Source organism: Streptomyces sp. NPDC051677, from assembly GCF_044453465.1.
Lineage (GTDB): Bacteria > Actinomycetota > Actinomycetes > Streptomycetales > Streptomycetaceae > Streptomyces.
Window position 1 is genome coordinate 43,502 of sequence record NZ_JBITCT010000008.1, and the last position, 25,941, is coordinate 69,442.

General features: G+C 68.3%; 29 protein-coding genes, 1 tRNA gene and 1 pseudogene. 23 read left to right on the forward strand and 8 right to left on the reverse strand.

Annotated features, from left to right (window positions below):
- The first annotated feature begins 2 nt into the window (after positions 1 to 2).
- From ACIBAF_RS11495 to ACIBAF_RS11555, 13 genes are all read left to right on the forward strand, one after another.
- Positions 3 to 1,178 (forward strand): hydroxymethylglutaryl-CoA synthase, encoded by a 1,176-nt coding sequence (locus tag ACIBAF_RS11495; RefSeq protein ID WP_399462965.1) that lies wholly within the window; start codon positions 3 to 5, stop codon positions 1,176 to 1,178.
- A 120-nt stretch (positions 1,179 to 1,298) separates the two neighbouring features.
- Positions 1,299 to 2,279 carry a 3-oxoacyl-ACP synthase III family protein gene (locus tag ACIBAF_RS11500; RefSeq protein WP_399462966.1) on the forward strand — a complete coding sequence of 327 codons (981 nt, stop codon included), beginning with the start codon at positions 1,299 to 1,301 and terminating at the stop codon, positions 2,277 to 2,279.
- 419 nt (positions 2,280 to 2,698) lie between these two features.
- Positions 2,699 to 2,869 carry a hypothetical protein gene (locus ACIBAF_RS11505; RefSeq protein ID WP_399462967.1) on the forward strand — a complete coding sequence of 57 codons (171 nt, stop codon included), beginning with the start codon at positions 2,699 to 2,701 and terminating at the stop codon, positions 2,867 to 2,869.
- A gap of 927 nt (positions 2,870 to 3,796) precedes the next feature.
- Positions 3,797 to 4,726: a hypothetical protein gene (locus ACIBAF_RS11510; RefSeq protein ID WP_399462968.1), complete on the forward strand. Its 930-nt coding sequence runs from the start codon at positions 3,797 to 3,799 to the stop codon at positions 4,724 to 4,726.
- A gap of 41 nt (positions 4,727 to 4,767) precedes the next feature.
- On the forward strand, positions 4,768 to 5,646 hold the full coding sequence (locus ACIBAF_RS11515) for a diiron oxygenase (protein WP_399462969.1): 879 nt from the start codon (positions 4,768 to 4,770) through the stop codon (positions 5,644 to 5,646).
- Positions 5,643 to 5,891 (forward strand): acyl carrier protein, encoded by a 249-nt coding sequence (locus ACIBAF_RS11520; RefSeq protein ID WP_399462970.1) that lies wholly within the window; start codon positions 5,643 to 5,645, stop codon positions 5,889 to 5,891. The genes ACIBAF_RS11515 and ACIBAF_RS11520 overlap by 4 nt, the downstream gene beginning before the upstream one ends.
- A complete protein-coding gene (locus ACIBAF_RS11525; RefSeq protein ID WP_399462971.1) occupies positions 5,888 to 6,715 on the forward strand; it encodes a hypothetical protein in 828 nt (275 codons plus the stop codon). Before ACIBAF_RS11520 ends, ACIBAF_RS11525 begins: the two co-directional genes overlap by 4 nt.
- Entirely contained in the window at positions 6,715 to 7,698 is a 984-nt protein-coding gene (locus ACIBAF_RS11530) for an NAD(P)H-dependent flavin oxidoreductase (RefSeq protein WP_399462972.1), read from the forward strand. The genes ACIBAF_RS11525 and ACIBAF_RS11530 overlap by 1 nt, the downstream gene beginning before the upstream one ends.
- A 7-nt stretch (positions 7,699 to 7,705) precedes the next feature.
- The gene (locus ACIBAF_RS11535; RefSeq protein ID WP_399462973.1) at positions 7,706 to 8,572 is read left to right on the forward strand and encodes an alpha/beta fold hydrolase; all 867 of its coding nucleotides are present in this window, start codon (positions 7,706 to 7,708) and stop codon (positions 8,570 to 8,572) included.
- A complete protein-coding gene (locus ACIBAF_RS11540) occupies positions 8,565 to 8,816 on the forward strand; it encodes a phosphopantetheine-binding protein (RefSeq protein WP_399462974.1) in 252 nt (83 codons plus the stop codon). Before ACIBAF_RS11535 ends, ACIBAF_RS11540 begins: the two co-directional genes overlap by 8 nt.
- Positions 8,813 to 9,400 carry a 4'-phosphopantetheinyl transferase superfamily protein gene (locus ACIBAF_RS11545; protein WP_399462975.1) on the forward strand — a complete coding sequence of 196 codons (588 nt, stop codon included), beginning with the start codon at positions 8,813 to 8,815 and terminating at the stop codon, positions 9,398 to 9,400. The genes ACIBAF_RS11540 and ACIBAF_RS11545 overlap by 4 nt, the downstream gene beginning before the upstream one ends.
- Positions 9,401 to 9,540: 140 nt before the next feature.
- The gene (locus ACIBAF_RS11550) at positions 9,541 to 10,983 is read left to right on the forward strand and encodes a hypothetical protein (protein WP_399462976.1); all 1,443 of its coding nucleotides are present in this window, start codon (positions 9,541 to 9,543) and stop codon (positions 10,981 to 10,983) included.
- A gap of 50 nt (positions 10,984 to 11,033) precedes the next feature.
- Positions 11,034 to 12,365 (forward strand): hypothetical protein, encoded by a 1,332-nt coding sequence (locus ACIBAF_RS11555; protein ID WP_399462977.1) that lies wholly within the window; start codon positions 11,034 to 11,036, stop codon positions 12,363 to 12,365.
- 8 nt (positions 12,366 to 12,373) lie between these two features.
- Here ACIBAF_RS11555 and ACIBAF_RS11560 read toward each other — a convergent pair whose 3' ends face one another.
- Complete coding sequence (locus ACIBAF_RS11560) at positions 12,374 to 13,873, reverse strand: DHA2 family efflux MFS transporter permease subunit (RefSeq protein WP_399462978.1); 1,500 nt, start codon at positions 13,871 to 13,873, stop codon at positions 12,374 to 12,376.
- A 116-nt stretch (positions 13,874 to 13,989) separates the two neighbouring features.
- Between ACIBAF_RS11560 and ACIBAF_RS11565 the strand changes: the two genes are divergently transcribed.
- The gene (locus ACIBAF_RS11565) at positions 13,990 to 14,661 is read left to right on the forward strand and encodes a TetR/AcrR family transcriptional regulator (protein ID WP_399462979.1); all 672 of its coding nucleotides are present in this window, start codon (positions 13,990 to 13,992) and stop codon (positions 14,659 to 14,661) included.
- On the opposite strand, the gene ACIBAF_RS11570 is transcribed toward ACIBAF_RS11565, so the two are convergent.
- Positions 14,570 to 14,776 (reverse strand): cytochrome P450, encoded by a 207-nt coding sequence (locus ACIBAF_RS11570; protein WP_399462980.1) that lies wholly within the window; start codon positions 14,774 to 14,776, stop codon positions 14,570 to 14,572. The genes ACIBAF_RS11565 and ACIBAF_RS11570 overlap by 92 nt on opposite strands.
- Before the next feature lie 367 nt (positions 14,777 to 15,143).
- On the opposite strand from ACIBAF_RS11570, the gene ACIBAF_RS11575 reads away from it, so the two are divergent.
- A tRNA-Arg gene (locus ACIBAF_RS11575) sits at positions 15,144 to 15,219 on the forward strand.
- Positions 15,220 to 15,858: 639 nt separating this feature from the next.
- Here ACIBAF_RS11575 and ACIBAF_RS11580 read toward each other — a convergent pair.
- From ACIBAF_RS11580 to ACIBAF_RS11590, 3 genes are all read right to left on the reverse strand, one after another.
- Positions 15,859 to 16,695 carry a protein kinase gene (locus tag ACIBAF_RS11580; RefSeq protein ID WP_399462981.1) on the reverse strand — a complete coding sequence of 279 codons (837 nt, stop codon included), beginning with the start codon at positions 16,693 to 16,695 and terminating at the stop codon, positions 15,859 to 15,861.
- A gap of 70 nt (positions 16,696 to 16,765) precedes the next feature.
- Positions 16,766 to 17,209, reverse strand: a complete 444-nt coding sequence (locus tag ACIBAF_RS11585; RefSeq protein WP_399462982.1) for a hypothetical protein — start codon at positions 17,207 to 17,209, stop codon at positions 16,766 to 16,768.
- Positions 17,210 to 17,456: 247 nt separating this feature from the next.
- Complete coding sequence (locus tag ACIBAF_RS11590; RefSeq protein ID WP_399462983.1) at positions 17,457 to 17,687, reverse strand: hypothetical protein; 231 nt, start codon at positions 17,685 to 17,687, stop codon at positions 17,457 to 17,459.
- A gap of 126 nt (positions 17,688 to 17,813) precedes the next feature.
- On the opposite strand from ACIBAF_RS11590, the gene ACIBAF_RS11595 reads away from it, so the two are divergent.
- Complete coding sequence (locus ACIBAF_RS11595) at positions 17,814 to 19,154, forward strand: hypothetical protein (protein WP_399462984.1); 1,341 nt, start codon at positions 17,814 to 17,816, stop codon at positions 19,152 to 19,154.
- Here ACIBAF_RS11595 and ACIBAF_RS11600 read toward each other — a convergent pair.
- Positions 19,132 to 19,665 carry an NUDIX hydrolase gene (locus tag ACIBAF_RS11600; protein WP_399462985.1) on the reverse strand — a complete coding sequence of 178 codons (534 nt, stop codon included), beginning with the start codon at positions 19,663 to 19,665 and terminating at the stop codon, positions 19,132 to 19,134. The genes ACIBAF_RS11595 and ACIBAF_RS11600 overlap by 23 nt on opposite strands.
- A gap of 238 nt (positions 19,666 to 19,903) precedes the next feature.
- Complete coding sequence (locus tag ACIBAF_RS11605) at positions 19,904 to 20,707, reverse strand: hypothetical protein (RefSeq protein ID WP_399462986.1); 804 nt, start codon at positions 20,705 to 20,707, stop codon at positions 19,904 to 19,906.
- A 659-nt stretch (positions 20,708 to 21,366) separates the two neighbouring features.
- On the opposite strand from ACIBAF_RS11605, the gene ACIBAF_RS11610 reads away from it, so the two are divergent.
- The 6 genes and pseudogenes from ACIBAF_RS11610 to ACIBAF_RS11635 all read left to right on the forward strand — a co-directional run bounded on the left by ACIBAF_RS11610 (position 21,367) and on the right by ACIBAF_RS11635 (position 23,584).
- The gene (locus tag ACIBAF_RS11610; protein ID WP_399462987.1) at positions 21,367 to 21,633 is read left to right on the forward strand and encodes a hypothetical protein; all 267 of its coding nucleotides are present in this window, start codon (positions 21,367 to 21,369) and stop codon (positions 21,631 to 21,633) included.
- Between the two features lie 47 nt (positions 21,634 to 21,680).
- Positions 21,681 to 22,076: a hypothetical protein gene (locus ACIBAF_RS11615; RefSeq protein WP_399462988.1), complete on the forward strand. Its 396-nt coding sequence runs from the start codon at positions 21,681 to 21,683 to the stop codon at positions 22,074 to 22,076.
- 229 nt (positions 22,077 to 22,305) lie between these two features.
- Positions 22,306 to 22,548: pseudogene (locus ACIBAF_RS11620) on the forward strand (DUF1622 domain-containing protein); the annotation flags it as partial.
- The gene (locus tag ACIBAF_RS11625) at positions 22,545 to 22,796 is read left to right on the forward strand and encodes a hypothetical protein (protein WP_399462989.1); all 252 of its coding nucleotides are present in this window, start codon (positions 22,545 to 22,547) and stop codon (positions 22,794 to 22,796) included. The pseudogene ACIBAF_RS11620 and the gene ACIBAF_RS11625, both read left to right, overlap by 4 nt.
- A gap of 23 nt (positions 22,797 to 22,819) precedes the next feature.
- Positions 22,820 to 23,128: a hypothetical protein gene (locus ACIBAF_RS11630; RefSeq protein WP_399462990.1), complete on the forward strand. Its 309-nt coding sequence runs from the start codon at positions 22,820 to 22,822 to the stop codon at positions 23,126 to 23,128.
- A gap of 51 nt (positions 23,129 to 23,179) precedes the next feature.
- Positions 23,180 to 23,584, forward strand: coding sequence for a tautomerase family protein (locus ACIBAF_RS11635; RefSeq protein ID WP_399462991.1), 405 nt, complete (start codon positions 23,180 to 23,182; stop codon positions 23,582 to 23,584).
- A 119-nt stretch (positions 23,585 to 23,703) separates the two neighbouring features.
- On the opposite strand, the gene sigJ is transcribed toward ACIBAF_RS11635, so the two are convergent.
- The gene (gene sigJ, locus ACIBAF_RS11640; protein WP_399462992.1) at positions 23,704 to 24,702 is read right to left on the reverse strand and encodes an RNA polymerase sigma factor SigJ; all 999 of its coding nucleotides are present in this window, start codon (positions 24,700 to 24,702) and stop codon (positions 23,704 to 23,706) included.
- A 357-nt stretch (positions 24,703 to 25,059) separates the two neighbouring features.
- Here sigJ and ACIBAF_RS11645 point away from each other — a divergent pair.
- On the forward strand, positions 25,060 to 25,941 hold an 882-nt coding region (locus ACIBAF_RS11645; RefSeq protein ID WP_399462993.1), incomplete at its 3' end, for a glycoside hydrolase family 11 protein.

Below are 25,941 nucleotides of genomic sequence, written 5' to 3' on the forward strand. Positions count from 1 at the left end.
GAATGTCCAACGACTCTTCCTTCGGAATCCACGATCTGTCCTTCGCGACGACCGAGTACGTCCTGTCGCACGCGGCACTCGCCGAGTACAACGGCAGTGAGATCGGCAAGTACCACATCGGCATCGGCCAGCGGTCGATGAGCGTGCCCGCCGCGGACGAGGACATCGTGACGCTGGGGGCCGCCGCCGCGGCCCCGGTCATCGCCCGGCACGGTTCCGAACGGATCCGGACGGTGATCTTCGCGACGGAATCCTCGATCGACCAGGCGAAGTCCGCCGGCGTCTACGTGCATTCACTGCTCGGCCTGCCATCGGCCTGCCGCGTCGTCGAACTGAAGCAGGCCTGCTACGGAGCCACGGCCGCCCTGCAATTCGCCATCGGACTCGTACGGCGCGACCCCGACCAGCAGGTCCTCGTGATCGCGAGCGACGTCTCCAAGTACGAACTGGACAGCCCCGGCGAGGCGACCCAGGGCGCCGCCGCGGTGGCGATGCTGGTCGGCGCCGACCCCGCCCTGGTCCGCATCGAGAACGCCTCGGGCCTGTTCACCGCCGACGTCATGGACTTCTGGCGGCCGAACTACCGCACCACCGCCCTGGTCGACGGGCAGGAATCCGTCGAAGCGTATCTGCAGGCGGTCGCAGGGACCTGGAAGGACTACGGCGAGCAGGGCGGCCGCGCACTCGACGAGTTCGCCGCGTTCTGCTACCACCAGCCGTTCACGAAGATGGCCTACAAGGCACACCGCCACCTGCTCAACCACGCGGGCTACGAAACCGACAAGACCGACGTCGAGCGCGCCATCGGGCAGACCGTGGCCTACAACTCCACCATCGGCAACAGCTACACCGCCTCGGTGTACCTCGCTCTCGCCGCGCTGCTCGACCAGGCGGACGACCTGGCCGACCGGCCCGTCGGCTTTCTCAGCTACGGCTCCGGCAGCGTCGCCGAGTTCTTCGCGGGCACCGTCGTCCCCGGCTACCGCGAACACCTGCGGACCGAGGCGAACCTGGAGGCGATAGCCCGGCGCAAGCCGGTCGACCACGCTCGCTACCGCGAGCTGCACGAGCGGTCCTTCCCGTCCGACGGAGGAGAGCACCCCACCCCGCAGCAGACCACCGGGCCCTTCCGCCTGGCCGGCATCAGCGGTCACAAGCGCATCTACCAGACGCGCTAGAACACCTGCGGTCCCCCGCGTGCGGGGCAGCCTCCTCGGCTGCCCCGCACGTGCCCGCCACGGCCGCACGCCAGTTCTTCACACACCGTTCTCCATACCACTTGAGGGGAGGGCAGCCGCATGACCGATGTGAGGATCCTCGGTACGGGTGCCTATGTGCCGGAGCGAATCGTGTCCAATGACGAGGTCGCCGCGGCGGCCGGGGTCGACGACGCGTGGATCACCGGCAAGACCGGCATCCGGGAACGGCGATGGGCTGCCGACGACCAGGCCACCTCGGACCTGGCCACCGCCGCGGGGCGTGCCGCGCTGCGGTCGGCCGGCATCACCGCGGAGGACCTGTCCGTGATCGTGGTCGCCACCTCCACACCCGACCGGCCACAACCGCCCACCGCCGCCTACGTACAGGAGCGGCTCGGCGCGACCGGCGCGGCCGCGTTCGACGTCAACGCGGTCTGCTCCGGCCTGGTGTTCGCGCTCTCCGCGGCCGAGGGCGTACTCACCCGCACCGGCGGCCACGCACTGGTCATCGGCGCGGACCTGTACTCCCGCATCCTGAACCGGGCCGACCGCAGGACCGTGATCCTGTTCGGGGACGGCGCCGGAGCGGTGATCCTGGGGGCGTCGGTCGGCCACGGACGACGTATCCGGCACCTCGCGCTGCACTCGTTCGGCGAACTGTCGGGTCTCATCGAGGTGCCCGCCGGCGGCAGTCGCATGCCCGTGGACCAGACAGTCCTCGACGCAGGGCTTCAGTACTTCGCGATGGACGGGCGAGGCGTGCGGAACTTCGTCGGTGACCACCTGCCGCAGCTGGTCAAGGGATTCCTGCACGAATGCGGTGTCGCACCCGACGACATCGACCACTTTGTACCGCACCAGGCCAACGGCACCATGCTGGACAGCGTCTTCGCCGACTTGGCACTGCCTCGCGCGACCATGCACCGCACCCTGACGCACTACGCCAACACGGGAGCCGCCTCCATCCCGATCACCCTGGACACGGCCGCCCGCGCCGGCGCGTTCGCCCCCGGCGACCTGATCCTCATGGCCGGCTTCGGCGGCGGCATGTCGGCGGGATTCGCGCTGGTCGAGTGGTGAGAGAACGCAGGCCGGTGGGTTGATGGGCGGGTGTCTCGGCGACACCGTCGGAGTGTTCGGAGGGGCTGCCCTGCGCAGCCTTGGCCGGTGTGGGCGCCCACGCTGTTCGCCATGAGGCGCGTTGTGTCGTGCCGCAGCTGCGTTCCACAGCGATGCGGCCCGCCGGGCTGGACCTGCTCGTTCGGGTCGAGGCGGGAGTGCCGCCCGAGCCCGGTCCGACTGCTGCGTACCCCTGGCCGCGCTGACCGCGTGCCAGGCGCCGGACGCGGTGGGCACGAAGGCCGCCCGCGGGTGCTCGTGTACGCGGGAGCCGGCGGCGTCGGCGAGCCGATCGGCCGCGCCGCCGTCGGACCAGCCGCCCCCTCCTTGCCCTCCCGGAACCCGTGAACGAGGCGCACCGCCGGGCATCACGGCCCGCCGTGTCGTCGCCATCTCGCAACGGCGGGGCGCTGCGGCGGATCGGCGCGCTCATCGACGCCGGGGCCGTGCATGTCGAGGCGCAAGCGCTCCTCCCGCTGGAGGGGCGGTGGAGGCTCATCCGCGTCAGCAGGGAAGGCCGGGTGCGCGGCAAGCTGATCCGCAGCCTCTGAGACAGCTTTCGGAGCGCAGAGCGGGGTCGAGAAGGGCCGGAGGAATGGGCGACCGCGCTGCTCCGTAGCCGGCGTACTCCGGCCGCCGGTCGCGAGCGGGATGGCGTCCCGCCGAGTGGTGTAGCCGATCAAGCTGACGGAATCCGCAGGTCGCGGCCCGAATCGCCCTCGCCGGAGGCCCTGTTGAGGCTCGCCGGGTCGGGACCAGCGGTGATCGCACGACGGCCAGCAGCGGCACGTACCGGATGGCTCCGAAGCGGAGGCGACGGACCGTGATCGGCTACACCACGACGGGGGACACGACCGCGAGCGGCGTGAGCAGTGCGCCGGAGATCCGGCGACCCCCTCGCCCGGGGCCCTGTCCGGCCGGTGTGGACGGGTGCCGAGTCCGCCGTGCGCTCGGCGGCGCCGCGGATTGCCTCCGGCCGTTGGCCCGGGGCCTGCGAGGCAGGCGCCGAGCGGGGACGGCCGCCCCTCGCTGACCCCCTTCCCGTCGCAGTCGTTCTGGCCTGGGGATACGCGTTTCGTGGCGGCTCCCGCGTCCGGCGGGGAGCCGTCGGGTGGTCCCGTACCCCCTCGGCGCGTCCGCCCCGTGGCGGCTCCTCCGTATGCCGGGGGCGTCCGGCGGCCCGGAAAGTCCTGTGGCCCATTGCCCTTTCTTCCTTTGTGATCCTCGAAACGTCGGCAAGGTGTGGCCCCGGGCGGCCGGGCCCGCACGATCCATGATCGCCCATGTGAAATTCATAGGGGTCCGTGGAGAACCGACCTGTCGTGCGGGATCGCCCGGCCGTTACTGTCGGGCTGTCCGCAGATTCACCGTGACCTCGCTTCTTTGATGACGGGCGCCGAGCCGTCGGCGCGGTCGTTCTGTTCGGGAGATTGACTGTGTCGCGTAAAGCTGCAACCGAAAGTGTCGCCTGGGAGAAGGTGGCGAACTCCATCGAGTTCGTGCCCGCCGAGTATTCCAGCAGGGACCAACCGGAATCCGTGGCTCAGGAAATGCTGCGCTGCGAGCCGGAAGAGATCGACAGGCTCATCGACGCGGGGCTTCCGTTCGAGCGGCGATCCGGGGCGCGCTGTTTCGACGCCAACGATCTGTACAACCTCGGCATGTACTCGAACAGTGGGAGGACGCAGCCGGAGCTGACTTTCCGTCTGCTCTTCCGGTTCGCCCGGCGGCCGGTGGACGATCTCCTGCGCCCCAAGGAATGGGACTTCCGGGTCGCGCTGGAATGCACCGACTGCCCGGAAGAGGCTCCCTGGCGTCTGGAGGAGCCGTGCGTCCTCCGGTTCGGCGGGAGCCTCGCCGGTGTGACGAAGCCGTCGGTGAGCCGGGGGTCGGCGCAGTACGCGGCGACGGTGACGACGACCGGCGCCCGGACCCCGGTGGTCTCGCCCGTGCTGCGGCGGCTGACCGGCGAGTACCTGAACGCCGGCTACCGCTGGCAGATGATCCCCGTACCCATGCAGGCGCACCCGGATCAGGTGCACGCCATGGGCGCCACGAGCTGCATCGCGGCCAGTCTGCACCTGGCCGAGAGCTTTCGCGCGGCCGGGTACCGGGCCGAGGCGAAGCGGGGCTGGTTCTGCGGTGTGCTCGGTGGGGCCCTCGACCTGCCGCACGCGTGCGTCGAGGTCGAGGACGACGACGGTGCGGTCAAGACCGTCGACATCGCCAAGGCCCAGCTGGCCGCCCGACTCTCGCCGGACACCGAGCAGTTCCAGGAGCTGTGCCTCGGGTCGATCTACAACAAGGTGATTCCGTCCACGGCATCCGGGAATGCGCCCTTCGGCTATCACGACTGCGGTTCGCAGCTGCCGATCCAGGTTCATACGGATATCCAGGCAGTGCGTTGAATACGGAAGCTCGCGTCACTCTACGGGGAAGATGAGAACATATGGCCGTACGAGACATTGAGCCGATCTCACTCGACCTGGATCGGCTCGAGCAAATGGCCGAATCCAGCTACTACAATCCGTACACGATTTTCGACTGGCCCGAGAAGATCGAGCCCGAAAAGCCGTGGATGAGTGAGGATCTGACCACGCTGGCGGGCACGCCGATGTGGGACGAGCTCACCCGTGATCAGCAATTGGAGCTGACCAAGTACGAAGCGATCAACTTCTTCAGCCTCAACATTCACGGCATCCGTGAATTGATGAGCGAAGTGGTGATGCGCATCCACGAGCGGGCCTATGCGGACGTCTCGGAGTTTCTGCACCACTTCATCGGCGAAGAGAACGAGCACATGTGGTTCTTCGCCCGGTTCTGCCTGCGGTACGGCGGCAAGCTGTACCCGGCGCAGCCGACGTTGCGGGCCGATTCCGTGTCCCACCTCTCGCCGGTGGCCCGTGAGGCGATCATCTTCGCGCGCATCCTGATCTTCGAGGAGATCGTCGACTACTTCAACGCGCACATGGCGACCGACGAGGCCCTGCCGCACATCGCCCGCGAGATCAACCGCGTGCATCACCAGGACGAGAGCAGGCACGTCGCCTTCGGCCGGATGATCTTCACCGATCTGCTGGGCCAGGTGGCCAAGCGCGACCCGGCGGAGGTGCCGGCGGTCGCCGCGTACCTGGAGAGCTATCTCCAGTACAGCATCGGCACCCTCTACAACCCCGCCGCCTACCGCGACGCGGGCATCCCGGACGGGCTGGCGCTGCGGCGGCGCGCGCTGGAGCACCCCGCCCGGCTGCTGGCGCACGATCAGATCCTGAAGCGGACCAGGAAGTTCCTGACCAGGGCGGGCGCCGGAAAGGAACTGATCGTATGACGGCCGATCCGATGCAGGACGTCCGGGCCTTCATTCTGGAGCGCAACCCGACGATCGGCCTGCTGACCCCCCAGATGGATCTGATCGACAGCCGGGCCATCAACTCCCTGGCCTTCGTCGACTTCATCTTCCTGCTGGAGGAGCTGACCGGCGAGTTGATCGATCCGGAAGATCTGGACCTCGACGACTTCCGCAGCCTCGATGCGATCGAAGCCCGATTCTTCAAGCAGAAGGCAGTGCAATGACAACGACGACCGACAACGGCCTGAAAGTACTCGACGGCGGCCAGCTGCGGTTGTTGCGGGCGATCGACACGGCGTTCCTGCGCCTGGCCCGCACCTGGGAGGCACCGGAGTACCGGTTCCCGTTCCTGATCGGGAGCAAGGACCTCGACACCTTCGACTACTTCGACAACTTCCCCCATCTGGGACTGGCGGCCACCCGGCTGGATCCGAAGCGCCTCGGGGCCCTGCTGGCCGAAGCGCCCCGGCCGTTGGACCGGATTCCGGCCGAGGTGATGGAGCCGACCGGCTTCGCGCTGCCGTCGGCCGCGTGCTATGCGATCTACCTCGATCTGGCCGGCTCCGAGCTGCCCCCGGACGGGACGCTGCGGACCACGCTCGGAACCTGCTTCCGCAACGAGGACCACTACGACGGTCTGCAGCGGCTCCTCGGCTTCTCCATGCGGGAGATCGTCTTCATCGGACCCGAGGACGGGGCCAAGCAGCATCTGCTCCGTGCCAAGGACGCCGTGACGACCCTGTGCGCCGAGCTCGGGCTGGACGTCCATCTGGAGGTCGCCACCGATCCGTTCTTCGACAAGAACGGCGGCAAGGCCAAGATGCAGCGTCTGTTCCCGGTGAAGGAGGAGTTCGTCGTCGACGGGCTGGCGATCGGCTCGGTGAACTACCACCGGAACTTCTTCGGCGAACGGTGCTCGATCCGGGCCGGCGACGACCTGGCGCACACCAGCTGTCTCGCCTTCGGCCTGGAGCGCTGGGTGCACGCCCTGACGGAGCGGTTCGGCAGCGCCGAGGCCGCCGTGTCCGCGGTGGAGCGTCTGGGCTGATGCGGAACACGCTGGCCGGGGTGCTCGGCATCGAAGTGGGCCTGCTCCAGTCGGGCATGGGAGGTGTCGCGGGGCCGGAACTGGCGTGCGCGGTGTCCAACGCCGGCGCGGCGGGCTGCGTGGGCGGCTACAAACTGGTCGGCGACGGGCTGTCGGCCGCGCTCGCCCGGCTGACCGCGGGGACCGGCCGGCCCGTCGGCGTGAACCTCATTCCGGAGGTGGTCGGGCCACAAGAGCTGGACCGGCAGATCACGCAGGTGCTCGACGAGACGCCCCGGCATGTGTACCTGTCCTTCTTCGGCATGCCGGACGACGCCGTGTTCGATCGGATCAACGCGGCGGGACGGCGCCTCGTCGTCCAGGTCGGGACCGTGCAGGACGGTGTGCGGGCCGCCGGACACGGCTCCGTGGTGGTGGCGCAGGGTATCGAGGCGGGCGGCCATCTCCTGGGCGAGGCGAGCCGGGACGCCCTGGTCACCGCGTTGCGCGAGGAGCTGCCGGAGGCCTGCATCGTCGCCTCTGGCGGCATCGGATCACCGGCCGAGGCCGCCAGGGCCCTGTCCGCGGGCGCCGACGGCGTTTTGCTCGGCACCGCCTTCGTCGTCGCGCACGAGTCGCGGGCCCACTCCTACTTCAAGGGAGCGGTGAGCACCGCCGACGAGACCGACACGGTGATCTCCGACGTCTACGAGATCGGGTGGCCCGGCAGGCGTCACCGTGTGCTGGAGACGTCCGCCACCCGCGACGCGAAACAGGCCAGGAAATTCATCGGCCGGACGGTGGTCGAGGGAAAGTCGTATCTGATACCGCGGTTCAGCGCCGCGGCGCCGACGGAGGCGACCAGCGGCCGGATCGAGGAAATGGCGATGTATTGCGGGCTGTCCTGCGGCGCCATTTCCGGCGGACAGCCGGCGGCCGAGATCGTCGCCGACTTCGCTCGCATCCTTCGAGGTGTCGAGACCTTCGAAACAGGAACAGGATAGAGATTCCATGTCAATCGTCGAGAACATGTCCCGGCTGGATCTGTCATACCGTGACGACGCGCCGCGAATTCGCACCAGGGAGGGCGTTGAGCTCTACTGCGAGTCCCGCGGTGAAGGCACCGTCATCACCCCGCTCCCCAATCTCGTCGCGACCGCGCCGATCTGGCGCGGGTTCACCGAGGAACTGGCCCAGCACCACCGCGTCCTGGTCTACGACCTGGCCAATCACGGGGCCTCCTCGCGGGTCGAGAAGGAGCCGACCTGGGAGGAGCACGCGACCGATCTGATCGCGATGCTCGACGCGCTGGAGATCGAGTCGACCTATCTGATCGGCTCGTCCACCACCACGGTCTTCGCCCGGGACATGGCGCTGTGGCACCCGGACCGCGTCAAGGGCCTGGTGCTGTCGGGCCCGGTCTTCGGCCCCCAGGGCATGCGCCGCCAGAAGCAGTTGCAGCGGAACTGGCTGCGGACGCTGGAGAGCCACGGTCTCGCGGCCGTGTTCGACCACCTCTACCCCGAGATGTTCAGCTCGGAGATGAACGAGGCGCTCGGCACCCCGGGCTTCCTGGGGCTGCGGGAGGCCTTCATGGCGGTCTCCGACCCGGAGGAGCTGGCCCGGAGCTTCAAGAGCGCCGCGAACGACACGCACAGCCCCGACCTGCCGCCGCGTATCGCCGCACCCACGCTGGTCGTCGTGGGCGACGACGACATCCTGCTGAGCCCGACGGGCGCCCAGGAGCTGGCCGACCAGTTCCAGGACGGCACCTGCCGGATCATCCCCAAGGCCGGGCACCAGCCCTTCTTCGACGACGCCGGGGCCTTCCAGTCGATCGTCCTCGAATTCGTCAAGGACGTGGAATCGCGTGTCTGACGGGACACTCGAGGTCCGGCAGCGCATCCGGGCGCTGCTCGTCGATGTGTTCGGCAACGACCGCTTGGTCGGCAATGTGTCGGACACCGTGTCCCTCCGTCAGGCGGGCATGTCCTCCACCGCGCTGGTCAGCCTGCTGGTGGCGATGGAGGACGCGTTCGGCTTCGAATGGGACGAGGACGTCCGGCCCGAGGCGCTCCGCTCGATCGAGTCGCTGGCCGACCACGTCGTGTCGCTGCGTTGACCGAGGCGTACGAAGCGGCGGGGCTGGAGGTTCCCGCCGGCGCGGCTGCGGCGGGCGTATGGGCCCGATGGCGGCCGGTACACCGGCCGTTCGGGCCGCGTCAGCAGTTCACGGCGGGCCGCCGGGCGGCCTCGGCGGCGCTGGCGGCGGCCGGGGCGGCCGATCGGATCGTCCCCCGTGATCCCGGCGGCCGGCCGCGCTTCCCGCGCGGATTCGCCGGATCCATCTCCCACACCGACCACCTGGCGGTCGCGGTGGTGGTCCCCGGCGCGGCGGCGGTCGGCGTGGACATCGAGAGCGCGGTCATCAGCCCTCGCGCGACCGCGTTCGTCCTGAGGGGGCAGGAGAGGCTGACACTGCTGCCGTCGGCCGGAAAATACACGCCGCGTGAATTGTTCGCGGCCAAGGAAGCGGCTTTCAAAGCGCTGTCCGGCATCGGGTCTCTGGGCGATTTCCTGTTCTGGCAGATCGAACTGCGCCCGGCTGACGGCGCTTTGACCGCGTCCTACCGCGGAATTCCGGTAACCGTGTGGATCAACTCCGACGAGGATCTATCGCTCGCCGTGGCCATTTCGCCCGGGTGAGTTCTCCACAACTCACGAGCACAGGTGCAATCGTCACTATTTCCTGATCAATCGGATTGATAGAATCCCATTTGGCCGACAGAAAGGCCGACAGAAGGCTCGGGGAATGCGTGGCGATCGTGGGGGAGCTGGTACGCGTCATGACGAAGCCTAAGGTGCCGAACAGGCTGTTACGGGGACTGTTGGCCGAGGCGGGCTGGACCGAGGACTTTTTCGCCCGGCAGGTCAACGCGGTGGCCGCCGAGTCCGGTGTGGTGATGCGGCTGGACCGGCGGTCGGTGACGCACTGGCTGGCCGGCCGGCGCCCCCGTTCGCCGGTGCCCGAGCTGATCGCCGAGGCGATCTCGCGCGGGCTGCGCCGTCCGGTCGGCCTCGCCGATCTGGGGCTCGCCAGGCCGGCCACCGGTCCGGCCGTCGGGGAGGAGTGGGAGCCGAGACCTCGCTCCCGCGCCGCTGTCGACCGGCCGCCGGACGCCGATGCCCCGCCCCGGGACGTCGGTTCGGTGCTGACCGGCCTGGCGCAGTCCAGCGAGAGCCGTCGTCGGATGCTGTCCGCCACCGCCTACCGCGTCGCCGCTCTCGACGTGCCCGGGTGGGCGCAGGCCGCGGCCGGTCCGCCCGGGCTGCCGCCATGGCCGGACCCGTCGTGCGCGCAGCGGCTGGAGCCGGGGCAGGTGGCCACGGCCGAGCAGATGGTACGGCTCTTCTCCGACCTCGACGACTCCTTCGGCGGCGGCCACGCCCGCGCGGAACTGTCCTGCTATCTGGCCTTCGACATCGCTCCCAGGCTTCATGCCGCCGGGACTCCGGCGCTGCGGCGCAGGTTCTTCACGGCCGCCACGCAGCTCACCTATCTGGCCGCGTTCATGTGCTTCGACGACGGGTGCCACGGGCTGGGCCAGCAGTACTACCGGGCCGCTCTGCGGCTGGCCGGCGAGAACAACGACCCGGCCGGCTACGCCGTCACACTGCGGGGCCTGTCGGTTCAGGCGCAGAGTCTGGGGCACCGTCAGCACGCCGTCGACCTCGCCGAGTCCGCGGCGACGATCAGCAGGACCGCCACCGGACCGGCCGGCCAGGCGTTCTTCCTGGGCCAGGTCGCGGTGGCCGCCGCCGCCGCGGGGAACCGGCACCACGCGCTGACCGCGATCTCGGCCGCGGAACGGCGTCTGGACCAGGCGTGCTCCCGGACGGCGGCGGACGGCGGCGGCGCCATGGGCCGGTACCACCCCGCGTCGCTGGCGAACCAGGAGGCGGCCGTGCGAGCGCTGCTCGGTGACCGTAAGGGAGCGATCGCCACGCTCACCGAAGCCGTCCGCCACCGGCCGCAGCGGGAGCGCCGCTCGCGCGCCCTCGGCCACGCCCGGCTTGCCGGGCTGCATCTGGATCAGGGCGATCTCGACCAGGCCGTCACCGTCTGGCACGCCTTTCTCGACGACTCGACGTTCCTGACGTGCGGGCGCGCCACCACCGCGATGAACGCCCTGCGATCCCGGCTTCATCCGCAGCGCACCCACCGCGCCGTCGAGCAGTTGCTGGTCCGCACCGCCATCGCCTGGACTCCGGAGACGGTGGCCTCGTAAGTGCCGACAGTGCCGACGACATCCAATTCAGCCATCCGAGGTGAATGACCGTGAATCGAACGATGCGGGTGGAGCGCTTCTCCGTCAGCGGGGTCCGGCCGGGGGAGATCGTGGTGGCCACCGGAACAACGCACCCCGAGCGGGGAACGGTCGGCTCGCCCGCGGCTCCGCTGCTCGCCGCGGCGCTGGGACGCGGCGAACCCGATCCCGGCGGACGGCGGATCCGGCTCCATCCGATGGACGCGACAGCAGAAGCCTCCGGCGCCGGCGACGCGGTGCTCGTGATGGTCTCCTACCTGGAGCTGGACGGCCGGGCCGTCGGCCTGGGCGCGGCCGCGCACGCGGATGATCGCGCGGCCGTGGACATATGCACGGAGGTCGTCGCGCAGTGGGCCGGGCTGTTGCGGTCGCGCCGTCTGCTGGTGGCGGCGCCCGAACCCGACTGCGCGGGTGCCCGGGCGGGTGTCGAGGCCACCCTCCGGGCGGCCCGCGAGGCGCGGCGGGACGTGCCGGTGTACGTGTACGGCCGGCCGGTCGCCGCGGTTGACCGGATCGCGCGGCTCACCGAGGCCGGTGTCGCGTTCGCGGACGATCTGGACGCCGCACCGGACAGCGGAGTGGTGGTGTTCCCGCCGCACGGCGTACCCCTGCCGGTGCGGGCGGAGGCCGCCGCACGCGGGCTCGGGGTGGTGGACACGACCTGCCCGCTGGCCGCTCTGGCCCATCGCGACGTCGAGGCCTATGCCCACCGTGGCGACACGGTGGTGCTGATGACCGGGGCCCGCGACACCGCGGGGGAATGTGTGTCGGTGTCGCAGGCCCCGGAGTCGGTGCTGACGATGCGGGATGCCGCACAGGCGTCCGATCTTCAGCGGTTCGGGGTCGATCCGGAGAGGCTTTCCCTCGTGGTGCAGACCGGGATCTCGGTCGATGACGCGGCCGGGATGATCACTGCTCTGCGCGAGCGCTACCCCCGTGTGCGCGGGCAGCACTACGACGCGCTCTGCTACGCCGCCACCGACCGGGCGGCGGCCGTCCGCTCGGTGGCCGAGGCCGTCGACCTCACGCTGGTCCTGGGGGCCGCCGACGATCCGGACGCCGGTCATCTGGAGGCGGAAGCCGCCGCGGGCGGCCGGGCCGTCCGCCGCCTGGCGGCCGCAGGTGATCTCACGGCCGCCTGGCTGACCGGTGTGAACGCGATCGGCGTGGTTCCCGCCCGGTCGGCCCCCGGGGCGCTGATGCCCCAGGTGCTCGATGCCCTGGCGGGGCTGGGGCCGCTCTCCGTCACCAACCGGGAGGTCAGGACCGGCCCCCGCCCGGGTGTCGACGGTGCGGCGCCCGGCTTGCCCGCCCTGCCGGGCGGGACCGTCGTCGACGCGTGAGATCCGGTTCATGACGTGGCGTTCGCCGACCGTCCCTCGCCGACTTCGCCGGCCTTCGCTTCGGCCTCCGGCCTGGGCGCCTTGATGTTCGGCAGGGCCAGCGCGATCAGGGAGACGACCACCATGACGCCCGCACAGATCAGGAAGGCGACGCTGTACCCGTGCACGAGCGCCTCGACGGGATCGGAGTCGCCGGCCGCGTCGGTGGTCGCGGTGGCGGCGATCGTGGTCAGCACGGCGAGGCCGACGGCTCCGCCGACCTGGCGGGAGGTGTTGAGCAGCCCGGAGGCCGCGCCGGCGTCCTCGGGATCGACGTCGGAGGTGCCGGTGAGCGTGATCGACAGGAGCAGGAAGCCCAGGCCGATGCCGACGATCAGGGTCGGCCCGAGGATATGGGTCAGGAAGACCGGGGGACGGGCGGGCACCGCGGCCAGCCAGGCCATGCCGGCCGCGACCACGAGCCCACCCATGATGATCAGGTTCCGGGGGCCGAGGACGAGGACGAGCTTGCGGGAGACGAAGCCGCCGACGATGACGATGAGGGTCACCGGAACCATGGCCATACCGGCTCGCAGGGCGCTGTAGCCGATGGCCTGCTGCAGGTACAGGGAGATGAAGAAGAAGGACGCGTTGAGGACCACTCCCAGCATGAGCATGATCAGGTTGCCGAGCAGCAGAGTGCGCAGTCGGAGCAGCGCCCGGGGGATGAGCGGCTGGGAGCTGGTCAGCTGCACGGCCACGAAGCCCGCGATGAGGACCGCCGCCGCGCCGAGGGCGATGAGGACGTTGGAGGACCCCCACCCGTCGGCCGACGCCTGCGAGAGCCCGTAGGTGAGCGCCCCGATGCCCAGCGTCACGCAGAGGCTGCCGGGAAGATCGAGCCGGACCGGCTTGCTGCCGACCCGGGCGGGGAGGAGGCACCAGAGTGCCGCGGCGAACAGCGCGATGCCGGGGGGGATGTTGATGAAGAGCACCCACCGCCAGTTCAGCTCGCTGGTGAGCACGCCGCCGAGGAGTACGCCGGCCGTGCCGGCGAACGCGATGGTGATGCTCCACAGGGCCAGGGCGCGCTGCCGCTGGGTCTCGTCGGTGTGACTCGTGGTGATGAGGCTCAGGCTGGTGGGCGTGAGCGAGGCGGCGCCGACGCCCTGGATGAACCGGGACACGATCAGCATGGTCGGGTCGGTCGCCAGGCCGCCCGTGAGGCTGGCGGCGGTGAAGACGATCATGCCGAACAGGAACACCCGCTTGTGGCCGAACAGGTCGCCCGCCCTGGCGGCCAGCAGCAACAGACCGCCGAGAGTGACCAGATAGCCGGTGACGACCCACTGCTGCTGGCTGACCGACATGTCCAGTCCGTCGCGCATCTGCGGCAGCGCCAGCGTGACGATCGTGGTGTCGAGCACCACCATGAAGAGCGCCACGCACGAGATGGCCACCACGACGCCGAGCGGCAGATTCGGCCGCAGGACCGCGGGGGCGGGTGGTGACTCTAAGGATGCAGACATTGCGCCTCCTGGTGAACGGCGTTCACCGTGAACGGTGTTTACCGTGAACGGTGTTTACCGTGAACAGCGTTTACGCTAGCTATATGATTCGGGGGTTGTCAACGATGGAGCGACGCATGCTGCTGCGAAAGGCCGACGTGGTCGAAGGGGCCCTGAAGTTTCTCGACACCGAAGGGCTCGACGGACTGACCATGCGCAAGCTCGGCGCTGCGCTCAACGTGCACGGAGGAGCCCTCTACCGGCACTTCCCGAACAAGGCGGCCCTGCTGGAGGCGATGGCCAACAAGCTCACCGAGGGGGTCGGGGCCCCCTTGCCCGAGGCTCCCTGGCGCGATCAGATCTATGTCCTGGGCCAGCGGTTCCGGACGGCCATGCTGGCGCACCGGGACGGAGCGCGCCTGGTCAGCGGTACCCATGCCACCGGCGTCAACTCGATCGCCGCCGGGAGTCTCGTCGTCGACGTCCTCTGCGGCGCGGGCCTGCCCCCCGCCCAGGCCGGATCCCTGGCCTTCTCCCTCTACTACTACGTACTCGGCCACACCATCGACGAACAGAACCAGACCCACGCGCCGGATGAGGAGTGGCAGAGCGGTGAGAACCAGCTCGCGAACGCGCTGTCGCCCCAGTACGCGGAGGCCTTCGGCTCCCTCATGAACACCGACCCGGCGGAACGGTTCGCGTACGGGCTCAACACCTTCATCGAGGGCGTCGCGAGCCGGATCCCGCCGGCGACCGCCACCGCGCCCCGGGCACCCGCCCCACGCGCGTCCCGTACTGAGCCACGATGACCTGGGCCTCGGTGAGGGCGAACACGTCACCGATGCACTTGCGGTCCCCGGCACCGAAAGGCAGGTAGGCACCCTTGCGGCGCCCTTGCGCGAAGTGGTCGACATGGTGAGCCACCGGTCCGGCTCGAAGCTGTCGGGGGGCGCCGAAGTAGCGGGCGTCCCGGTTCAGTCAGGAATGGGCTGCACGACAGCTCGGCGCCGGCCGGTACGGGCAGTCCGCCAAGCGTGGTGTCGACGGCGGCGCGACGACTGAGCAGCCAGACCGGTGCAGGTCACCTGCCTCACCGCAGCTTCGCCCCGGTACTCCACACCAACGCTCCACCCCAATCCGCTACGCTGTTCACGTCAGCGGCCAAGTCACGCAAGATGTCCGCCCGGGAAACCGTCGCGAACACCGGCAGACCCCCACTGACCAGCGGGCTTGTACACCGAGGCCGAAGATCCACTCGCTGGGTTTTCTCCAAGGTTTCCCACAAGCCCCCGCCTTCGTAGCTCAGGGGATAGAGCACCGCTCTCCTAAAGCGGGTGTCGCAGGTTCGAATCCTGCCGGGGGCACCAGCTCAGAGGCCTATCACCTCCGAAATTTCGGAGGTGATAGGCCTCTGACATCTCTTTACTGGATCAAGGCGGCCCGCCTGCGGCGGTCCGCGCGCGCTGGCGGCCGGGGGCCGCCGCCGCTCCCTGTCTCCGCCACCGCTGCGCCGGCCCCCGGCCACTCAGCGCGCACCACCGACGAGGCAGACAGCCAGGCCGGGAAGCGACTCGCCCAGCCCGAGCACCAGAACCACGACCAGGTCCAGGCGGAGCCCGAGCGACCACGACCCCGCCGTCCGGATGGCCGCCGTTTCGAAACCGGGAAGCGTGGCTGATGCCGGTACGGGGTTGCTGGAGACACACGTGACGGGTGCCCGTTCGGCGCACCCGCCGCCGTGGCTGACTTTCGGTGGCACAGGTCAGAACTCTGCTCCCAGCCAATGGCCTTCAACCGCTCTCCTCTCCAACTCAACAACAGTCGAGAGGGGGTTGTAACCGCACCAAAATCCGAGCACGCCGACCACCCCGGTACCATCGGCACCGGGGTCCTGATCAGGGCTTCCACGACCGGACCACCCGGAATGCTGTCCAGGCCGAGGGGTGGTCCGGTCTTGTGTCGTCGGCTTCCGCGCACGTGACGCGAGACGAGTTGGGGCTTCGGGATCAGATCAGGGCTTTGATCACCTCGTAGATGGAGGGCCGATCCCCCGGAGCGTGGCTGAGCATCGCGTCGACCAGTTCGCCCAGCTCACCGGGCACCTTCACAGGGCGGCGCCGACCGTTGGCCACCGCCTCCCGCTGCACGGGGCGCGGTGCGTCGTCCGGGTACTCGACAGCCCTCCAGCCCGTGGCGGAGATGAGCAGCGAGGCCCCAAGTGCGTAGATGTCGGCTTCCTGCGTCGGCTCGGCTTCCCCTGTGTCGAGCACGCTGCGCGCGATCTCGGGTGCTTCGTAGTGGACGAGGCAGCCGCGGAACGGGAAGTCGTATCCCTTGGGCACCTGTCCGCCCCGGGCCAGGGCGAGGTCGATGAGGTGTGTTCGTTCCGGCCCGATGATGAAGTGGGCGGGCTGCACGTCACCATGCGCCCAGCCCCGCACGTGGAGATCGGCCAGGGCTTCCGCGCATCCCAGCGCCACGCTGGTGCGCGGTCTGATGGACGAGCCCTGCTTACGGCACGGATCCCACAGCTTGTAGAGATCTGGCCCTTGGTGCCACGGCTGGAAATTCCACGTGCCGTGCTCCCATTCGCCGTACGCGATCTCATCGAGGCCGAGGCGATGCAGGACGGCGCCCTCACGTGCGGGCGCGAGGGCGGTCCAGGGTTGGGCGGGCCACTCGGCCGTGGCCTCGATTGGATAGCCGAGCTTCACGGCGAGGTGGCCCCGGTGGCTCTCCACCTCCCAGACCGTGGAGCCCCGACGGTTGATGACCACGCGCTGCGTCGTGGGCATCAGCGCGTCGAGCACCACGATCGGCAGTTCAGGGGTTGGGCCGGACAAGGTCTCTTCTCCCTCCGGGCGAGCGCGGCCGACCACGAGTCGAGGCCGGCCGCGTCGCCGTTGTCGTGTGCTACGCCTGACCGTACGGTCGGCCGCAGTCCGAGTCGCACTGCGCGAGGTTGGTGCCGTCCACGGTCCACAGGTCGTCGAAGACCACGAACCCGGCCGCCTTCATGGCACGGGCCGAGGCCGCGACCTTCTCCGGGTCACGGGCCCCGCCACCCGGCTTCGGGTTGTGGTGCAGGAAGCGGCCCGCGTACTGCTCGCACAGTCCGGCGTATTCCTTCGTGTGCAGGATGAGCGCGTGGAGGCCGAGGTCGACGTCGCCGGACGGGACCATGGGAACGGTGGCAGTGGCCGCCGTGACCAGGAACGCCACCGCCTGATCCGCGATCCGCTCAGCACGCTCGGGGGACTGCCCGTCGTGGACGACCACGAAGCGGGCCAGGCTCTCGAACAACTCGTCACCAGCCACCACGCGACCGGTCTTCAGATCGTTCGCCGTTGACGTCATGTGCAATCTCCTCAAGTGAGGTGGTGCAGGACACGTACGACCCGTCCTGATCGTCGAGCTCGGCTCGGAGGCGATCGGGAAACGGGCTTGGAGGCCGGCCCCGAACGGGGACGGGGAGCCGGGCGATCAGCACCCGTCCAGGGCGGCCGGTCTACTGGCCAATCCCGAGGCCCCGCTGATCACCAGACCGCACGAACGCCGATGCAGATGATGAACAGGACCCCGGCATACCGGCCGACGGCGCGCATCACAGCGGGATCCGGCTGTTGCCGTTCCGCACGGCCAGCCGTGCGCTCAGCTCTTCCCGAGCACTGAGCGCGACGACGTTGCCCGGCATGGCATCCCACTCCCTGCCACCACGGACTGGCCGTATCTGCACGCGACCGCCGATCTCCCCCATGACGACGCCGATGCGTCCGCTGGCACTGTCCTTCGCCAGTTCGCCGATGCCTGGCCTGGTCTGCTGATTGCTCGCCATGCCCACGAGCATCGCGATCCGGGCACCCCTGCCAAAAGGTCAGGCTGATTACCCAACTTGGGTAATATCGCGGGAAGTAGAGAATCCGCGACGTTGCGTAGCCCTCGCAGTGTGGGAGCTTGCCCAGTGCCCGACGCCGACCGGCCGCAGGAACTGCCTGCCCGGCTGCTCACCGATCCTGAGATGATCAATGCGTGTCGGGTGCGGGACTTCGCCAGAGTCTTCCGGCTGGTGAAGACCAGGGCGGGCATCTATCCGTCGATGATCGCGCGGCGATGCGAGCTGACTCCGAGTCGAGTAGGCGAAGTGATCGCCGGTCGACGCCAGTTGCTCCACATGGACGTGATCGAGCGCATCTCGGACGGCTTGCGGATCCCCGGCGGCATGCTCGGGCTTGCCCGCCGTCCCTGGGAAACGCCGCAGGCCCTTGTGGTCACCGAGCGCGAGACACCGCAGGTACCGGAGCCGCAGAAGCAGGCACCCGCGTCCTTGCCGGGCCCGGACGTGGACAGCATTTTGGCGTTGGCCACCAGGACCAATTTCAGCGCGGCCACGCTCGAAGCCTTCCGGTCCTCCATCGAGGACTACTGGCGCCGGGACGACCAGCACGGAGGCGAGGCACTGAGGCCGGCCGTCGTAGGCCAGCTCCGCTACGTGGTCGGACTACTGAAGGAGAACCGCCCGCCGTCCATCCAACACGGCCTGTATGGAATCGCCGCTGAGCTTGCCCGCCTCACCGGGTGGACCTACTTCGACGCCCGCCAGTACAACCAGGCCCGCGCCTACTTCACCGAGGCCTTACAGCTGGCGAAGGAGATCGACGACCGCCAGTTCATGGCCAACGTGCTTGCCTGCATGAGCTTGCAGGCGACCTACCAAGACAAGCCCGCGGATTCCCTGGCACTCGTCACGGCCGCCCAGGACCAGGCGCGCTCGGCACTCGGCACGACCCCACGAGTGCTGTCGATGCTGTCCATGCGGGAAGCCTTCGCCCACGCCACGCTCGGCAGCCAGACGTCGACTCACCGGGCGCTCGCCGAGGCACACCGCCAGTTCGAGCAGATCCAGGCAAGCGACCCGGACCCGTCTTGGGTGAGCTACTTCGACGAGCCGAAGCTCATAGTCGACACGGGTATTGCCCACGGCCGACTGGGCGAGGCAGCGACAGCCGAGCCCTTGATCGCGGACGCTTTGCGCCGAGAGGCTCGCACCAACCAGCGCGGCCGAGCGTTTCACGCGTTCTGGCTCGCACGCACGCAGCTGGACCAAGGCAAGCTGGACCAGGCGTGCAGCACCGCCACCCAGGCCCTGGAATCCGCGTCGGCAGTGGCATCCGAGCGAGTCTCAGGCCACCTCAGGGAGTTCTACGACCAGTTGGCCCCCCACAGGCAGGAGCCCGTAGCCCTGGCCTTCGAAGCACGGCTACGGGCGGTCCTCCCACCGGTCAGCGGATCGCCTCATCCGTAAGCAGGTAGAGAAGCCCGACGAGAGACCCACTACTGACAACCTCGCGGCGATCTATCATCCCGCGCACCTCACTGAGGGGAATCCACTCGATCCGGTCGGACTCGTTCTTCTCCGTGGGCGCCCCGACGTAGGTTGCGCCATCTGCGCGGAAGACGTGGTGCTGCGAGTCGGTGATGCCGTTGGCCGGCTCGGCGTAGATCAGCGGTTTGATGGGCCCAGGCCGCCAGCCGGTCTCTTCCAACACCTCACGGGCCGCAGCTTCCTCGGGAGACTCGCCCTCCTCAACCAGGCCCATGGGCAGCTCCCAGGCCCAGGAGTCGGTGATGAAGCGATGCCGCCACATCATCAGCACCTCTTGCCGGTCGTTGACCACGGCAGCCACGGCCAGATGCCGGAGGCGAACGACGTGGTACTCCCACCTGCGCCCGTCAGGCTGCTGGACGTCCACCAAGCACAGGTTCACCCACTTGTTGGTGTAGATCTGACGCTCACCGTGGGTCTTCCACTCCATACCTGCGGCCCCTCTCGATCGGACTCCAGGATCTCAGACAGGTTGAGCAGGTGAGGCAGGCTCAGCCGATTTCGCATCAGGTTGACGAGATGGTCACTGCTTCCTGGGCCTGTGACCCCAAGCGGGAATCAACTCTTTCCATCGGTCAGTTGAGGAGAATATCTCAACCCCTCAGTCGAGCGAAGGTGCACTGTGAGGCACAGGAAAAAGCTCACAGGGGGTAGATTCACCTTAGGGTTCACCATTGCTTGAGTCGATCAAGATCAACCCATGTGCCGCATTTATCTTTTGCAATTCTATTTGCACGTCGAACGATCTCAGGATTTTTACCCAGGGCTTCAAAGTCGGCTTTAGCCCAATCTGTTCGATATCGCACTTCGTTGCACTGTTGAGCTGTCGGCTTTCCTAGGGCGTCGACCAGTTGCATCGCACTCAAGGCCCAGTAAGCGCGCGTGAAATGCTGCGCTTCTATGCGGATGTAGCGATTTCTTCCGCCTTCGGTTTCTGATATCTTGAGCGATGCTTTGTACTCTCTCGTCATTTTGGGAAAGTCGAGATTTTGTGCCGCGACGTCAGCACGTACCCTGTGTGCCTGAAGTGCTTCCAGGGGGTCTGCCATATGCATGCCGCCAGCGGAATCGGGTTCCAGGTGAGCAGCCAGATCCAATGCTTTACGGGCCATTCTCTCGGCAAGCTCAAGGTCGGTCGTTGAAAGCGTCAGGAACAGACCTATGAGTCGGTAAGTCGAGGCGCTCAGGTGTAGTTCACGTTGGCCATATTGGTTGATGAGGCTATCCACTTGTCTAGCCAACGTGACGATCTCATTGCGACGCGCAGATCCGCCGGTGCGGTCGAATTCGCTCATCTGTACCACGTACTGGGATATCTCGGTGCGCGCTGCGTCTTGCCGCTGTGTGTCCGCTAGGTCTCTCGATGCATTCACGCCAAAAAGAGCCGAAACAGTGGATGCGACGGCGGCCATTAATGCGATAGCAGCACTGGCGAGGGCGGACCAGGCGGAGACCCGTTCCGTATTAGGCATGTCCGTCACCGTAGATAGCTGGGTATTACCGATCCACCAGGACGTACATGGCATAATTTACCCGACACGAGAGTCGGCCGCAGTGCGAACCTGAGGCGTGTCAACGCACACCGGATATGCGGCGGTGACGCGCAGGCTGCAGCTGAGGGGGCCAGCTGACTCGGATCGGGATGACGGCAATGTCGCCACACGCAAGCCCTTGATCGCAGCCACCAACGATCAGTCCAGACAAGTATGGCGGCCCTGGTCACCAGCCTGCCCGATCCTACGGATCAGAAGGTTTCTGACATCCACGGCTGACATCAACGGCACCGGACGGGGGCGCACACCAGCGACTCTGTCCGGCCGCCGCCCCAGTCGCCGACCGCGGCCGGAGCGGGCCCGGATCGAACTCCTAAAGCGGGTGTCGCAGGTTCGAATCCTGCCGGGGGCACAACGCGTTACCGCTCTGACCTGGGATTTCTCCCCCAGGGAGGGGTTCTATTCGGCCTCGGACTCCTCGTCCGGGGCCGTTTGCGTGAGCGGGCGGATCGCCAGGTACCCACGCGCACCGCAAGGCCTCTACGCCCCTCACGCCCTGGCTCCGGCCTTCCCGGGCAAAGCGTGAAGCGGCAGCCGAGGCGCCGTCCACAGCACACAAGACATGTCATACTTAAAGTATGGCAACTCGGAAGATCACTATCACCGTGCCGGAAGAGCTGGTGGAATCGATCAGGGAACGCGTCGATGCGCGCGGGGTGTCCAGTTACATTGCGGCCGCCGCCGCTCATCAGGACGCCATGGACCGACTGCGCGAGCTGGCTGAACGCCTCGAAGAAGAGCACGGCGCCGTGACGGACGACGAGCAGCAAGAAGCGCTGGACCGTATCGCCGCGATTGACGGCTGGCACGACGAGCAGCACTCGCATTCAGACGAGGCCGCGTGAGCCGCACCGTCCGAGCGAAACTGCACCGGCCGCGACAGCGCGTCTTCGTGTTCGACTCCGAGGCCCTTTCCAAGGCGGTTCACGGCGATCGGGAGATGGCCGCGCTGATCAAAACGGCTCCGCGGCTCGACATCCCGATCGTCACGTCGGCGCTCACGACCTTGGAAGCATGGGACCCTCGCGAGACGTCGAAGCAGGCGCTGTGGAACTGGACACTGTGCCGGATCCGCGTCGTACACACGGACGACCAGGTGATCGCCATGGCGCGCGACATGCTGAAGGCAGCCGGTCTGCATGGTCACAAGTACGCCATCGACGCCATCCTGGCGGCTGTGGCAGGGCGGGAAGCCGGGCAGGGAGCTGAGGCAACCGTCTTCACGTCCCACACCGACGACATGACTCAACTCCTCGCGGGCCACTCCGTGCGAGTCGAGAAGATCTGACGGAACGCCGCCGCACCTCACTCCGACGACTCGCCGGCTCCCCCGACTGACCGCTGACCGTGCGCCGTTGGGATCCTCCGTCACCTGCGGTCAAGCCGACCGCCGGGACGAAGAAGCCCGCGCGCTCTCTCCACAAGCCGCGGGGACAGGAGGACACCGGCCGCTCTTGAGAGGTGCGGCACCGTGGGGACGGTCTTCCGGGGCCGGTGTGCGGGAGCCGCGGTGGGAGTTCAACCGGATCCGGCTGTCTCTGGGGCGGTTCCTCACACTGGGGCTTGAGTTTCAGTTGGCCGGGGACATCCTGCGGACGGCCATTGCGCCGACGTTCACGGAGATCGGGCAGCTGGCTGCGATCGCCGCCATCCGCACCGTCCTGAACTACTTCCTGGGCAAGGAGATCGAGAAGGAACGCAAGGAGGTCGAGCGGGTGCCGGGTGAGGCACTCGCCGCCAGTCCGGCGGTCCCGTCATGACGGCGGTGCTGCATCAGACGGCCTTGCTGGTGACGCTGCTCGGGTTGCTCTCCGCCGCCTGCGTCGGCCTCCGTCTGCGCCGCGTCCAGCCCACGGTCGCTCTGCTGACCGACTTCCTCCTGGCGGCGGGACTGATTCGGCTCGCCGCAGTCCCGTCGTGGACGTCGCTGACCATCGCCGCCGCGACCGTTGCCGTCAGGATGCTGGTCAACGCAGGGTTGCGTGCGCTGGATGCGCGCCATGCGTGAGACAGCAGTGCGGGCTCCTGGGCTTGAACGGACCGGTCCCGGCCATCGACGTAGCCGCCCTGCGCGCGGGTGCCGCGCGGGCGCCCGCGAAGTCCGACGGCGGCCCGCCAGACCGCCCCCTGTCCCTGACCGGCCGCGACGCCGCCGTCGCCGTCGCCATCGCCATCGCCATCGCCATCGCCATCGCCATCGCCATCGCAACAGCCGTACCGGGCGCGGATAGCGTGGTTCCGGCCCACTCCGACGGCTGGGCCGCTGCCCCGAAGGGCTGCCGGAGGCCGAGCGCGCTTTCCACGACGCCGGCGCTCCTCCCTACTACGTGCGCCCCCTGAACCGCTGGCGCCTCTGACAAGTCAGTCCTCAACGATCAAGGAATGAGCATCATGCCCTTCGTACGAATCGATCTCATCCGCGGACGCCGTCCGGAAGAAATCAGGGCGCTCGCCGACGCGGCCCACCAGGCGATCGTGGACGTGCTGGCCATCCCCGAACGGGACCGGTTCCAGGTCATCACCGAGCACGACGCCGACCACGTCATCGCTTTGGACGCCGGCCTGGGCTTCGAGCGGACCGACCGGCTCGTGATGATCCAGATCTTCACCCAGGCGGGACGCACCACCGAGGTCAAACAACAGGTCTTCGCGGCCATCGCCAAGCAGCTGGAACCCCTCGGCATCGCCGGCGAGGACATTTTCGTCAGCATCTTCGAGAACGGCCCTCAGGACTGGTCGTTCGGCTTCGGACGCGCCCAGTACATCGAGGGCGACCTGGCCGTCCCCGGCCGCTGACCACCGTCCCGTCCCGGCCCGTCCCGGCCCGGCATCAGCACGGCCGTTCAGGAAAACGCGCGCGGCGCCCCGCAGGTCCGAAGTCGTGATGCGTCCGGGAAGAGTGATCGGAGCGGGTGTCAGGGCGCCGTCCAAGGGCGGAGTTTGTCGGGGTTCATTACGGCCCAGACGCGTGTGATCCGGTCGTCCGCGACGTCGAACGCCATGACCGACACGGTGATGCCGTCCAACTGGGCCGTCAGGCCGGGCTGGCCGTTGACCGTGGTCTCCAGGACCGTCAGGCCGGGGGCCGTTGGGGAGCGTTCGGCGAGGAAGCGTGCGATCTGCTCGGCGCCTTCCACCGGGCGGAGTGAGGCGGGGGCGAGTCCGCCGCCGTCGCCGGTCACCGTGGCGTCGGGTGCCAGCAGGCCGATGAGGGCGTCGATGTCCTTGGCCTCCCATGCCTGCTTGAAGGCTCTGACGAGGTCGGCGCGTCGGGCCGTCGGGGTCGCGTGGGGCTGCGAGGCGTGAACGCGACGGCGGGCCGACGAGGCCAGTTGACGGCATGCCGCCGGGGTACGGCCGACGATCTCGGCCACTTCGGCGAAGGAGTAGCGGAAGACGTCGTGCAGGACGAACGCCACGCGCTCGGCCGGGGTCATCGAGTCGAGCACGACGAGGAAGGCCATGTTGATCGACTCGTCGAGGGTGACCCGGTCGGCGGGGTCGGCGGTGGCGCCGCCCCACCGCCCGCTGATCCACTCCGTGCCGTCGGGCAGCGGCTCCGGGATCCATTCGCCCACGTAGCGCTCGCGCCTGGCCCGTGCCGAGCCGAGCAGGTCGAGGCAGATGCGACTGGCTACGGTCGTCAGCCAACCGCCGGGGGACGCGATGTCTTCCCGCTGTCGTGGGGTCATGGCGTACCAGCGGGCGTAGGTCTCCTGTACGACGTCCTCGGCCTCGGCCACCGAGCCGAGGAGTCGGTACGCGAGACTGATCAGCTGATGGCGCTCGTTCTTGATCACACTCAGGCCGGGGTCGGGCGGACCGGCCTCTGACCCTGACGGGCTGGTCTCCGGCCCTGACGGGCTGGTCTCCGGCCCTGTCGGGGTGGTCTCCGGCCCTGATGGGGTGGTCATGGTGTGGACGGCTCCCTTGGTCGCATGTGCCCTCACTGGTTCGACGAAACAGCGCACCGAAGTGTGAGGTCTACGAGACCTGCACACCGATACGATCGGAGACTCTTCGAAACATTCGGAATTTGAAAGCCTCAAAGGCGATCTCGAAATCTCCGGCTTTTACGATCAGTGTCGCATCAAGCCTCCCCGCCTGGCCACTGAACAGGGAATATACATTCCTCAGCCAGTCATTCGATGTACGAATGTTTCGGGATCATCGCCGAAACCATTGACAGCTGGCAGGGCCATATCAAAACTGTGTGCCGTCGCGCCTGTTGGCTCCCATCGACCTCACGAGGACGAGGAGGAAGCACGCACATGAACGACGCACCCACACCCACACCCACACCCGCCCCCACAACCACACCCGCACACACCACGAACCGCAGTCGCCCCCGCTTACGGCCGCTCAGCCGCTTCAGGCTGTTCATCGGCGGTGTCTGCACCACCGTGCTGGTCGCCGTGGCCGCGCTGACCCTGCCCGGCACGGCCCACGCCGACACGGTCATCACCACGAACCAGACCGGCACGAACAACGGCTACTACTACTCGTTCTGGACCGACGCACCGGGCACCGTCTCCATGAACCTGGGCTCCAGCGGCAACTACGGCACCTCCTGGAGCAACACCGGGAACTTCGTCGCGGGCAAGGGCTGGAGCACCGGCGGACGCAGGAGCGTGACCTACTCGGGCAGCTTCAACCCGTCCGGCAACGCCTACCTGGCTCTCTACGGATGGACGTCGAACCCCCTCGTCGAGTACTACATCGTCGACAACTGGGGCACGTACCGGCCCACGGGAACGTACAAGGGCACCGTCACCAGCGACGGCGGCACGTACGACATCTACAAGACGACGCGGTACAACGCGCCGTCCGTCGAGGGCACCCGCACCTTCGACCAGTACTGGAGCGTCCGGCAGTCGAAGAGGACCGGCGGAACCATCACCACCGGCAACCACTTCGACGCCTGGGCCCGGGCCGGGATGCCCCTGGGCAGCTTCAGCTACTACATGATCATGGCGACGGAGGGCTACCAGAGCAGCGGCAACTCCAACATCACCGTCGGCGGGACCGGTTCAGGAGGCGGCGGCGGAGGGGGCGGGGGCGGGGGCAGCAGTTGTACCGCGACTCTCTCCGCCGGTCAGCAGTGGAGCGACCGCTACAACCTCAACGTCGCCGTCACCGGCTCCAGCAACTGG